Source organism: Algibacter sp. (assembly GCF_039977455.1).
In the GTDB taxonomy this organism is placed as follows: Bacteria; Bacteroidota; Bacteroidia; order Flavobacteriales; family Flavobacteriaceae; genus Algibacter_B.
Genome location: NZ_JBDWDG010000022.1, coordinates 43,532 through 56,547, shown reverse-complemented (window position 1 = coordinate 56,547; position 13,016 = coordinate 43,532). Strand labels below are relative to the sequence as shown.

Sequence of the window (13,016 nt, the reverse complement as noted above, 5' to 3'; positions counted from 1 at the left end):
GCGCTCAACAATTATATGGAATGAAAATTATTAACTATAGCTATTAACCATGAACCGAATTAAACTAACCATGCAACTTATAATTGTTACAATTATTGTGTCAAGTTGTAAAGGGGGAGGAGAAAATAAAGAACAGAGTAAATTGGATGTTAAAACCTATTTGGAAGCCGCCAGCACCAACGAGGTAAGTCCCACTAGCGAACAGTTAGATATGTTACGAGCTGTTCTTCCTAAAGAAAATTTCCAGTTGGCACCTGCTATTAGTGATCGTGACTATTGGGAAGCAGTAGCAGCTACTGAATCTGGAAGATTATATGTTGAGGATGCACGTTCCGATCTTAATCTTCAGCCCGAAGTTCCCATTACAGATTCTATTTATCGTTTGGCTAATAAAGAAGGAAATCGTGCCATTTATAAACCTCGTTATTATCGAACCATGACCCGTTTGGAGCATTTTATGTTAGCTGAATGTATAGAAAATAAAGGTAGGTTTTTGCCGCAAATTGAAGTGTATATAAAAGCAATTATGGATATGAAATCATGGTTGCACCCTAATCATGATAACAAGACTAATGATGTGTTGGAGGGTAAAAGTATGGCTATTGACTTAGGTTCGCGCCGATTTGGATCAGGTTTGGCCTTAGCAGAAGTACTTTTGCAAGACAGACTTTCAGAAGGAATTAGACAAAGAATTAAAACTACCCTACAAAAGAGAATAATTGATGCATATATAGGGACTACTAGTGGGAAAACTAAAACTCATCTTAATTGGTTTAAAGGCACAAGTAATTGGAATTCGGTTTGTACTAGCGGAGCTGTTTTTGTAACTATTAGTACTTCTCAAAATTTTAATGAACGCCTTATAGCGGTTGGGACTGCAATTAACAGTATGAGTAAATACCTCAGTGGGTTTGGTGATGATGGCTATTGCTCTGAAGGTGCTGGATACTGGGGGTATGGCTTTGGGCATTATCTTTATTTGGCAGAAATAATTTATGATTTTACTAATGGGGCAGTCAATTTGTTTGAATTCGATAATCCAGTAAAATTAGAGAATGTTGCTAATTTCCCTCATAGATATCAAATTGCCGAAGGTGTATTTTCACCATTTGCAGATGGTGTTACTAAAATTTCAGATGATGGCGGGTTTGCAAGAAAAATGGTAGCAAGAAAATACGCTGCAGGGTTTCCACCCGTTAGTAAAAATCAAAAAACATCAGATACTTATTCTGCATTTTATCAGCTTATTGAGTGGGGGTATATGAATGCAGAAAAGGATAGAGGTATAAGCGTTAAAGTTGCAAATAAATTACCTAATCATACTTATTTCGACCAATTTGGAATGGTTATATCTCGCGGTATTCAAGAATTACCATTGTCAATTGCAATTAAAGCGGGGCATAATAGCGAAAACCATAACCATATGGATGTTGGTACTTATACGATTGTTTTGGGTAAAGATATTATGACGGGCGATATTGGTGCGCCTTCCTATACAGCTGGAGCGTTTTCAGATAATAATCCTGCTCGTAGTTCGTGGGGGCATCCTGTTCCGAAAATAAACAATATATTACAGTCTAAAGGGAGGAAGTTTGAAGGCAAAATAATTGCCTCAGAGTTCACCGAAAGTCTCGATAGGGTAGTATTGGATCATAAGAAAGCTTACGAAATTCCTTCTTTAAAGAATTTGGTAAGAACTATGGAAAATGATAAATCTGGAAACGGAACCATCACTATAACCGATGAATTTTTACTTTCCGAAGCAGGAAATTTTGGAGTAGCAATTATGACTTTGTCTGATTATGAAATTGTAGATGCCAATACCGTTATTTTAAAAACAGGTAGTCATTCATTAAGGGCAGAAGTTTTTAGTGAAGATGGAACTTTAAAAATTACGGACCAGCGTGTTCCCGTTGAGCGTTTAAGAGAAGGAGGACCAGCATACCGTATAGGTGTCGATTTTACACAGCCAATAGATCAAGGCTCGATTACCGTTAGGTTTACGCCAGTTTTCTAAAAAAAAATATTTTGAATGAGAAAATTATCAATTAAAAATAAAATGTATATGAAATTTGTTAATCTATGTTTTTTAGCTCTTGTTTTATTAGTTTCCTGCCAACAGGCACCAAAAAAAGCAGAGCATGAAGATGTTAAAATTCAAGAGGAGTTTATAACAGTAAATTCACTTTCCGATTTTAATAAATACCTTGATAAAGATGATGTTAAAGTCAAACTTGCTCCAGGAAATTATCAAATTGATCAAGCTGAAAACATACGATTTATAGCGGTAACAGGAAATAATTCACATTATGATTTAACTGGTGTACGGTTTATGGTAGATACCAAACTCTTTAGTCGAACCGATTTAGCTAAAAGCGATGATGGTAATAGTATGTACTGTGCCATTGAAATCTCTGGAAACCATACCACTTTTGAAGGTCTATATATAGAAACCTATGGCGATTCATCAGGCTTACAGAGTAAAAATAAAATATTTAATGTAGTAGGGGAAAATGTTGTGCTTAAAAATGTTGAAGTACGTACTGCAGGGTCTAATCCTTGGGGTTATGGTTATTTATATGGTTTAGGCGGTGGCGATGTTAGAAAAATGAACGGTATTCGTGTAGGCTATCCTGCTAAGAACGTTACTCTTATTGGTTGTAAATTACATATGCGTGCCATGGGGCATGCTATCTTTTTACAGGGGGCAGAAAATACCTTGGTTGAAGATTGTCATGTAGATGGTTTATTGCGTACTACAGATGCTATTTTAGCAGAAACTTCTGGTTATGGATTCGATAGGGACTTTTATGCACAGAAACCAAGACATCCTCATAAAAAAGGATACGTAGAAGGTACGGTAATAGGAGAAGATGGAAAAATTTTACCGGGAGAAATAGTGTCCTTGAGTGAGGATGGGATACGCTTATACCCTCAATATAATGGTCATCCAACAAAAAACACAACCGTAAAAGATTGTACAGTATTTCAAATGAGAAGGGGGATTTGTGTTGGTCTAAATACTTCGGGAGATAAAGTAATAAATTGTGTGGTCCGCGACTGCGTAACAACAGGATTTAATGTTGGTAACGACGATATTGTTATTAATTGTAGTGCAAATGCGAAGTATGGTGAAGCCTTTGGAGTACCTTATACTGATGCTAAAAATGCCACTGTAGATATTAATATTTTAGATAGTCGCAATGGGATGGCTAATAACATGTTGGCAAAAATTAATGGAACTGGGCATCAAATTTCAGTAAAAACTGATAATAACGATTTTATTCCAAAAGACATGGCAATAAAACTTTCTGTTTGGGAGGGTTATGGTAATTATAATCCAAAAGCAACCATGCACGCTACTAATATTAAACTTAAAAATGAAACCACAGCAAAGGTGTTAACATATTCAGGAACCACAAAATTAGAGGTGGAAAGCAAGGGGCAAGTAGTGGATTATACCTCTGAAAAATAATAATGAATCGTATTCTTTAACGAATTTTCTAACCGGTATTTCTAGTGCCAGATTTACATTTGCGGGAAGTGTCTAAACTTAAAAGTTTGTTATAAAGTAAAATAAGTCAAATTAAGAATTATAAATAGTTTCAAAAAAGCACCTTTTATATTTTAAAGGTGCTTTTTTTTTATTCGCCGTGTAAGACATTAATTTCAAATAATTAATAATTGTGTTAAAATTTTACATTTTTCATAAAAATGAATGCTATTTTATATGTTTTGAATAATAATTTATAGGTTTTGTTGATGTTGATGTATAGTTTTAGAATTCAACCAAACTTTATTAAATCATGAAAAAAAATTACATTATTAATCAGACCAAGCTACTGATAGTAGTATTATTTTTTGTGCAATTTGTACAATCTCAAGTTACAATTAATTCTTTGGCGGAATTAAAGACGTATATAGTTCAGGACAACATAAATGCCGTCATGACTCCTGGAACATATTACATAGATTCTACTGTTACAGGTGCTGGTAATTTGTTCCCTGATCCTGTTCTTTTCGAGTTTACAGGGTCTAACAGTACATACGATTTTACGGGAGTAACGTTTGAAATTAATACTGAAGTCTTGGACGACTTTGGTAATGTAGATGTCAACGAAATGCAAATTTTAGGGAACGATAATGTGCTTAAAAATTTAACCATAGAAGACATCGGTACAACAGCTCCTAAAAAACGAGCACAAAGTATAGTCATGGATGGGAGAGATAATAAGATAGAAGGCTTCCATTTAACTATAAGAGGGTCTTACCCGTATGGCTATGGAGATGCTTTTGGTAAAGGTGGAGGTCCTGTTATCCCTCATAAAAAGCATTCAGGGATTTTAATACGAGGGTTACGCAATCATCTTAAAGATTGTAATATAATTTCTCGTTCTTATGGTCATATTGTATTTATGCAAGCCGCAAGTTACCCAACTGTAGAAGGGTGTTATATAGAAGGTGAAATGCGTACAACCGACGATATGTTAAGTGAAACATCAGGTCCAGCATACGATGTTGGTTTTATGACCGTTTGGGGCTATACGCTGCCACCAGGTTATATGATGAGTTTACAGGAAGCCGGAATTAGAGCTTATAATGCTGGTACAACCTATATTGATGGTGTTGAAATACAAAGAGCAACCGATAATCCAACAGTTTTAAATTGTACTATAAAAAACGCTAGAACAGGGGTTACATTGGCACATGCCACAGGAACAAAATATGTAGAAGGGTGCACAGTTTTAGGTAGCGAAAATGGATATTCTATAGGGAATGGTATTGTTGTAAATTGTGGAGCAGATGCTGTTTATGGTCCAGTTTATAAAAATGCATACGCAAGTGATACTGGGTATAATGCCGATATTACAATTTTACCTCCTAGCGCCGCATATTATAATGGTCATAAAGCGGTGGCGTATATTGGGGGTAAGGAGCATAACTTAACATTCCGTTCCGATGAAGTAAGTTTTCCGAGTGACTTAAAAATAATGATGGCAGGAGATTTACAGGGCTTAAGAGTGTTAAATGGAAGTAATGCATCGCAAAACAATCATACGGTCAATGATGTTTTTTTAAAGAATATGACAAATTTTCCAGTTGTTTTGCATGCTGATGCTACAAACAATGTTGTTCAGGAATGTGATACTTCTGATGTTGTAAATAATGGTACAAGTAATACTATATCTTCCATAAATTGTAATTCATTAAATCTAGCCCTAACAGGTGCAGCTGTTCAATCTACTACAGATTATGGTGGGCTAGCGAATAGAGCAATTGATGGTAACACTAATGGTAATTTTGGATCGGGTTCTGTTACGCATACAGACCCGTCCGATAATGATGCTTGGTGGCAGGTAAGTTTAACTAACGAGAAAGCGATTGGGGATATTAAAATTTATAATAGAACAGGGCAGCAAAGTTATATCGACCGTCTTTCAGATTTTGCTGTATATGTTTATGATTCCAATGGCACAGAAACCTTCTCACAAATTTTTACCAACGACCCACCAAATCCCTCAAAAACCATTGATGCAGGAGGTGTCTTAGGGAAAATAATTAAAGTTGTTCAATTAGATAATACGGTGGCTCTTTCTTTAGCCGAAGTGGAGGTTTATGAATATGTAGCTCCAACAATAGCGATTTTTACAATTCAAGAAAACGAAACTGGATTTTGTGGTGTGGAAGGTTCAATAGATAGTAATCATTCTGGTTATACCGGTACTGGGTTTTCCAATACAACAAATAACTTAGCATCAGGTATTGATTGGGTAATAGATGGTAATGCTGGAGATTATACATTTCTTTGGCGCTATGCAAGTTCTTCAAATAGACCAGCAGACCTAGTTGTTGATGGTGTTGTTGCTACTAGTGGTATAACTTTCAACGCTACAGGAGGCTGGAGTTCATGGCTTACGCAGTCGGTAACCGTTACTTTAAATGCTGGTGTTAAAAATATTAGATTGGAAGGGGCTGGTAATTCCGGATTAGGAAATATAGACTATCTAGAGGTTACAGGTCCTAATGCAGCTGTAGCAACTTGTCCTTCGGCCAAAATAGCTAACTCAAAAATAGTATCAACTAATAATAGTATTGAAAAATTTGAATTCGATGTATATCCGAACCCTGTATTAAATGAACTTACAGTTTCACTAAAGTATTCTAATTTAGATATTAATAAATCTACAATCAGAATATATTCGATTAACGGACAGAAGGTGAAGGAATTTAAGGTGCTTAATGACTCACAAATAAAATTAAATGTGTCCAAATTAAATAGAGGGTTTTATATCCTACAAATTAGTGACGGCGAAAATAGTGTTTCTAAAAAGTTAATTAAACTATAGGAAACCATTTAATCATTTTTATAAGGCTACCTAGCTCATTGTTAAGGTAGCCTTTTTTTAGTTTTTATTTAAATGTAGTCTGAAGCATAAAATAAAACCGAAAGTTCTAAAGGTGCTGAGGTTAGTTCTATTCACGGCGCAATCCTAATACAATTATACAAGTTGTAAAACAGATTTGTTCAATGCAATGCCTTATAAAATTAAAAAAAATGGAGGAACTATAGAATTTTGAAAATCAAAACCTAAACTATGAATCGTTTGTTGATGGAAATATTTTAATAGAAAATCAAAATGGCCTTATAACAGTTGTTTATGTTCCTTTGTGCGAGTAATGTAGGAAAAAAGCAGCGTTATGTTGGTGGTATTAGGTTTTATATTTAAAATAGAACGTTAATTCATTAAGATTGCAACATAGGTTATAAATTTCTGATGGGCAATTTTTTACTTTTGGTGAAACTAAACTAAATACCTATGCTGAAAAATTACACTTTATTAAAAACAGGTTTAACTGTACTTTTGTTATTGTTATCGTTGCAAATTAAAGCGCAAACGGTAACAGTAAATTCTCTGGAAGAATTATTACCTTATTTAAAACTAGATAACGTAGATGTAAAATTAGCACCTGGCGATTATGCTATTAATGGGTCTGATATTACAAACGGAACCTTTTCAAACCCTTTATTACTTTTTGAAGGGTCTGATAGTACTTATGATTTTACAGGGGTAACTTTAAATATTTCCACTTTTGTATTTACAAAATTTGGCAATGTGTCTGTAAATGAATTGCAAATCCTTGGTAATAATAATGTGCTTAAAAATCTAACCATGGTCGATGTTGGTAATACAAGACCTTCTAAATCGGCACAAAATATTGTTATGGATGGAAGAGATAATAGAATTGAAGGATTTCATATTTCATCTCGAGGTTCTTATCCTTACGGATACGGAGATGCCTTTGGAAAAGGAGGGACAAATACTGTAATTAAGCATTATAAGCATAGTGTGCTTTTGGTAAGAGGTTTACGTAACCATGTTAAAGATTGCGATATCATTTCACGTACCTACGGGCACTGTATTTTTATGCAGGCTGCAAGTTACCCGGTTATTGAAGGGTGTTATGTTGAAGGAGAAGTACGTACCACGGATGATATGTTAGCTGAAACTTCAGGGCCAGCCTTCGATGTAGATTTTATGACAACTTGGGGGTATAAATTACCAGCAGGGTATATGATGAGTTTACAAGAAGCTGGAATTCGAGCTTACAACGCAGGAACTACTTATATTGACGGCGTTGAGATTCAAAGGGGAACGGATAACCCTACAGTATTAAATTGTACAATTAAAAACACTAGAACCGGTGTTACTTTAGCCCATGCAACAGGAACTAAATATGTTGAAGGTTGTACAGTAATTGGTTGTGAAAATGGCTATTCTATAGGTAGTGGTACCGTTGTAGATTGTGGAGCAGATGCTATTTACGGTCCTGTTTTTAAAAACACCTATGGTAGTGATAACGGCTATATAGCAGATATAACTGTACTACCGCCAAGCGATGATTATTATAACGGACACGATGCTATGGCGTATATAGGAGGTAAAAATCATGACTTAACTTTTAGAAGTGATATTCCAACAGATGAAATACCAAGTAATCTTAAAATTATGGTATCTGGAGATTTACAAGGTCTTAGAGTTCTAAATGGAGCTAATGCTTCTCAAAATAATTTTTCGGCTGATGATATAGTTGTTAAAAATTTCACGAATTTCCCAGTGTTAATGCATGCGGATAGTAATAACGTAACGGTTGTAGCCTGCGATACAGGTAATATTACAGATAACGGAACAAATAATACCATAACTGCTTTAAATTGCGATTCAGATAATTTAGCTTTAGTGGGTACTGCGAGTCAGTCATCAACGGCGTACGGAGGTGCTCCTGGTAGAGCCAATGATGGAAATACTGATGGTAATTATAACAATAATTCGGTAACACATACTGATCCTGCCGATGTTGGAGCGTGGTGGAAAGTGCGTTTAGTAGCAGAGTATGCCATAGGAGATATCGTTGTTTTTAACAGAACAGGAAAGCAAAGCTATATTGACCGACTTGCTAATTTTGCCGTTTATGTGTATGATGCTAATGGTGATGAAACGTTTTCGAAAACCTTCACAAACGACCCACCAAATCCTTCAAAAACTATTGATGCTGGAGGAGTAAAAGGAGAAACAATAAAAATAGTGCAATTAGATGATTCGGTAGCCTTATCTTTAGCCGAAGTACAAGTGTTTGAGTCATCATTATCGGTTAATGATTTAGCCAATTCAATTAACTTGTATCCTAATCCAGTTTCAAATTATCTTAAGCTTTCATTGGCTAATACAAACTTAAATACAGCTAAAACTAAAATTGCTTTATTTAGTATTAATGGGCAAAAAGTTTTAGAGGCTCAACCAGAAAATTTAAAGGACGTTAATTTAGATTTATCAAATCTAAAAAGCGGATTGTACCTTTTAACAGTTAGCGATAGTAATAATAAAGTAACAAAAAAGGTGGTGAAATTATAAGCCGCTTTTAAAAGTTTAATTAAAAGTGCACCATATAAAAGCTAGAAGTATTACACTTCTAGCTTTACTTGTTTTTATAATCCAATCTTTGCTAATTTTAAGGAAAATAAAAAAAGTATAGGTGGGTTCATTATAAAAACAGCTATAATTTATAATCTGTGGGTTATAATTTATATTATAGTTTTTTAAAAAAAATTAGCTTGCATACCTAATGTAATCTAGGGGAGTTTAACGAGGTTTATAAAGCAATTTTTAACCATAAGGAAGCTTACCAAAGGTGTATTTCAATTGGTTAATAAAAAAAGAAAAAAGAAAATGTCTATGTATTTCAAACATACTGTTAATTTAGTTTTAGGTGTTACAATGCTAATGGTTTCATGTAAAAAACATGAAAAGCAAAATGAAGAAGTAAATATTGAACCTAAAAAGCCTAATATTATTTTAATAATGGCAGACGATTTGGGTTATGGAGAGTTGTCAAGTTACGGAAGTACCAAAATAAATACGCCAAATATTGATAAGTTGGCCTCACAAGGTGTTAAGTTTTTAGATTTTCATTCAAACGGACCAGTATGTAGTCCAACACGAGCAGCTTTGATGACGGGTAAATATCAACAGCGTACAGGTGTCGAAGGCGTAATTACAGCCGCAAATCATAGAGAAGTAGGTTTAAGTTTAAAAGAATTAACCTTGGCCGAAGAATTACAAAATTTAGGATATGCTACGGCTATGTTTGGAAAGTGGCACTTAGGTTATGCCGAAGAATTTAATCCTACATATCAAGGTTTTGAAACATTTACTGGTTTTGTTGGCGGAAATATTGATTATCATTCACACATAGATCAAGAAGGCTATTTAGATTGGTGGAAAGGCAATATTATTGATGATGAAAAAGGATATACTACAGATTTAATTACAAGTTATGGGGTTAATTATATCAAGAATAATAACCCTAAAAAAACAGGTAAACCATTTTTCTTATACCTGTCTCAAGAAGCACCGCATTATCCAATTCAAGGACGATATGACAAACCGGTTAGGGAAGAAGGTAATAAAAAATATATAAGAAAGGTGGCTAAAGATAGTGTTCAAATGATTTACACTCACATGATTGAAACCATGGACGAAGGTATTGGTGAAATTATGAAAACTGTAAATGCCGAAGATTTAAACGAAAACACCATGATTATTTTTTGTTCGGATAATGGTGCAGCAGGAAAACGTGGCGATAATGGCGGACTTAGAGACTCGAAAGCATCGGTTTATGAAGGCGGACATCGTGTGCCACTAATTATTAGTTATCCTAATCAAATTAAGGCGAATTCTGTTAGTAATGCTGCGGTAATGTCTATGGATTTTTTACCAACCTTAGTGGATATTGCTGGGGGTAAGCCTACCGGTAAAAATATTGACGGTATCAATTTTAAATCACACCTATTTAAAGGAACAAAACTTGAAGACAGAAAACTTTATTGGGTTTTTGGAAGTAAAAAAGCTATTAGAGATGGCGATTGGAAGCTTGTAACAAACGAAACTGAAGGAAAAGAGTCTGTCGAACTTTTCAATTTAAAGAACGATTTATCGGAAAAACAAGATCTTTCGGCTAACGAGCCAGTGCGAGTTAAAAATATGTTGTCTCAGCTTGAAAACTGGCAAAAAGAGGTTAGAAATGGTGTTGTTTCGGTTGCAAAATAGGTCGAGCTATATGCCTAACTAATCGCTTTTAATATGTATGTAATGAAGCAAATGAAGGAATTAATAAAACAGCTAATTTGTCTATGTTTTTTAGTCTTGTTTTCACATGTATTTGCGCAACAAAAACCTGTAGATTTAGTAAACCCTTTTGTTGATACTGTAAATTCTCGATGGTTCTATTTTAATTCGGCAAGTCGCCCGTTTGGTATGGTAAACTTAAGTCCAGATACCGATACCGCTAAAACGTGGAGTTCAGGGTATTTATACGATAGCAGGTATATTCGGTCTTTTAGCCATATCCATGCATGGCAATTGGCAGGAATTGCTGTTATGCCAACCACTGGAGTTTTTAAAGGGCACTTAGGGATGGATAGTTATCAATCAACCTTTAGTCACGAAGGTGAAATTGCTAAACCTGGTTATCATAAAATCTTTTTAAAAGATTATGATATAGAAGTCGAATTAACTTCAACCACTAGAGTTGGGTTCCATAAATATAAATTTCCTAAACATAAGGGAAAGGCTATCATTTTTGATACAGGAGCTCGATTAGCACATGGGCCAACAACGTTTTCTAAAGTATGGAAAGTTAGCAATACCGAAATTGCAGGCGTTCAGGTTCTTAAAAAAACAGGTCGTCGCCCAAATGATACACCCGTATATTTTGTAGCCAAGTTAGATACACCTTTTACTAGTTTTAAAGGCTGGGTAAATAATGAATTACTTGAAAAACACATTGATACGATTCAAGGTAAAAATGCAGGTGTTGGGCTAGTTTTTAATAAAAAGAAGGCTGCTGAGGTGCTTATGAAAGTTGGTATTTCATATGTGAGCGTAGAACAAGCTAGAAAAAATTTAGAAACCGAAATTGACCATTGGGATTTTGATAAAGTACACAACGAATCATTAGATACTTGGAATGATTGGCTAAGTAGAATTGAAATTAAAGGGGGGGCGCATAAACAACAAGTTAAGTTTTATACCGATTTATGGCATGCATTACTAGGGCGCCGAATTATTAGCGATGTTGATGGTAAATATTCCGATATGACGGGTGACAAACCAGTAACAAGAACAGTAAGATTGGATGAAAACGGAAAACCTTTATTCCCACATTATAATTTTGATGCTTGGTGGGGCAGCCATTGGTCTTTAAATATCTTATGGTCTATGGTTTACCCGGAACTTATGGATGGTTTTTGTAATACCATGGTCGATATGTATGATAATGGGGGCCTCATTCCTCGTGGACCTTCCGGAGGAAATTACACGTTTGTTATGATTGGAGATCCGTCCGTTTCATTCTTTGCCACAGCCTACAATAAGGGAATTAAAAATTATGATATAGAAAAGGCTTACCAAGGTTTGCGTAAAAATGCCTTTGTAGGCGGTACTAGAGATCACGCGGGTTACGAACATGAATCTCCTGCCTTTGGTGGCGGTATGCAATATTATATCGATCAAGGCTGGGTACCAGAAGGTATTCAGGCTAAAGGTGGGCATAAAGATGGTGCTTCTATGACGTTAGAATATGCGTATCAAGATTGGTGTTTGGCACAACTATCAAAAGCTTTGAATAAAGAGGACGATTATAATTTATTTATGAAACGGTCTCAAAATTATAAGCATCTATGGAATCCTGAAACACAAATGATTCATCCAAAAGAAATGGATGGCAGTTGGATAAAAGATTTTCAGCCGGTTTCAAAAAGTTTTAATTCAAGAGGTTTTTGCGAAAGTAATTCTGCTATCTACACGCATTATGTACCTCAAGATATGGAAGGTTTAATCAATTTATTTGGAGGTGCAGATAAGTATACTAAGTTTTTAGATGATTCTTTTCATAAAGGTGAGAAGCTAGATTTTGTTGGTGCCAATAAAAACCATGCGGCTAGCTGGGTTGATTATGGTAACCAGCCAGGAACCGGAATGGCTCATATTTTTAATTATTCTGGCGCACCATGGTTAACTCAAAAATGGGTACGGAAAGTTAAGAACGTTTATGGGGATATCACACCATATGGAGGTTATAAGGGCGATGAAGATCAAGGGCAAATGGGCGCTTTAGGAACTTTAATGGCTATGGGGCTTTTTCAATTGGATGGTGGGGCATCTGTAAAACCGTATTACGAAATTACAAGTCCGCTTTTTGATGAGGTAACTATTCATCTTAATAATGATTATTATCAAGGCGATAAATTTGTAATTAAGACCACTAATAACTCACCAGAAAATATTTATATTCAGGGAGCAGCATTAAATAACAAGACGTTAAATAATTGTTGGTTTTATCACGACGACTTAGCTAAAGGTGGCGTTTTGGAAGTAGAGTTAGGGCAACAACCTAATAAAGCATGGGGTGTGAAAGTACCACCACCATCATTCAGTCAAAAGAATAACTAATATCTA

The 13,016-nt window shown here is 35.1% G+C and carries 6 protein-coding genes; all 6 read left to right on the top strand.

Annotated elements, in window-relative coordinates:
• Nucleotides 1–49: 49 nt before the first annotated feature.
• The 6 genes from ABJM36_RS09175 to ABJM36_RS09150 all read left to right on the top strand — a co-directional run bounded on the left by ABJM36_RS09175 (nucleotide 50) and on the right by ABJM36_RS09150 (nucleotide 13,010).
• Nucleotides 50–2,017, top strand: coding sequence for a hypothetical protein (locus tag ABJM36_RS09175; protein ID WP_348451165.1), 1,968 nt, complete (start codon nucleotides 50–52; stop codon nucleotides 2,015–2,017).
• Nucleotides 2,018–2,032: 15 nt separating this feature from the next.
• Entirely contained in the window at nucleotides 2,033–3,475 is a 1,443-nt protein-coding gene (locus ABJM36_RS09170) for a hypothetical protein (RefSeq protein ID WP_348451164.1), read from the top strand.
• Between the two features lie 331 nt (nucleotides 3,476–3,806).
• The gene (locus ABJM36_RS09165; RefSeq protein ID WP_348451163.1) at nucleotides 3,807–6,347 is read left to right on the top strand and encodes a T9SS type A sorting domain-containing protein; all 2,541 of its coding nucleotides are present in this window, start codon (nucleotides 3,807–3,809) and stop codon (nucleotides 6,345–6,347) included.
• A gap of 471 nt (nucleotides 6,348–6,818) precedes the next feature.
• Nucleotides 6,819–8,912: a T9SS type A sorting domain-containing protein gene (locus tag ABJM36_RS09160; RefSeq protein ID WP_348451162.1), complete on the top strand. Its 2,094-nt coding sequence runs from the start codon at nucleotides 6,819–6,821 to the stop codon at nucleotides 8,910–8,912.
• 315 nt (nucleotides 8,913–9,227) lie between these two features.
• Nucleotides 9,228–10,607: a sulfatase-like hydrolase/transferase gene (locus tag ABJM36_RS09155; protein ID WP_348451161.1), complete on the top strand. Its 1,380-nt coding sequence runs from the start codon at nucleotides 9,228–9,230 to the stop codon at nucleotides 10,605–10,607.
• Between the two features lie 42 nt (nucleotides 10,608–10,649).
• The gene (locus tag ABJM36_RS09150) at nucleotides 10,650–13,010 is read left to right on the top strand and encodes a GH92 family glycosyl hydrolase (protein ID WP_348451160.1); all 2,361 of its coding nucleotides are present in this window, start codon (nucleotides 10,650–10,652) and stop codon (nucleotides 13,008–13,010) included.
• Nucleotides 13,011–13,016: the final 6 nt, after the last annotated feature.

Bases quoted from the DNA above. Each gene is read 5' to 3' on its own strand.
- ABJM36_RS09165 (WP_348451163.1), top strand. From the start codon at position 3,807: ATGAAAAAAAATTACATTATTAATCAGACCAAGCTACTGATAGTAGTA.
- ABJM36_RS09175 (WP_348451165.1), top strand. From the start codon at position 50: ATGAACCGAATTAAACTAACCATGCAACTTATAATTGTTACAATTATT.
- ABJM36_RS09155 (WP_348451161.1), top strand. From the start codon at position 9,228: ATGTCTATGTATTTCAAACATACTGTTAATTTAGTTTTAGGTGTTACA.
- ABJM36_RS09150 (WP_348451160.1), top strand. From the start codon at position 10,650: ATGAAGCAAATGAAGGAATTAATAAAACAGCTAATTTGTCTATGTTTT.
- ABJM36_RS09170 (WP_348451164.1), top strand. From the start codon at position 2,033: ATGAGAAAATTATCAATTAAAAATAAAATGTATATGAAATTTGTTAAT.
- ABJM36_RS09160 (WP_348451162.1), top strand. From the start codon at position 6,819: ATGCTGAAAAATTACACTTTATTAAAAACAGGTTTAACTGTACTTTTG.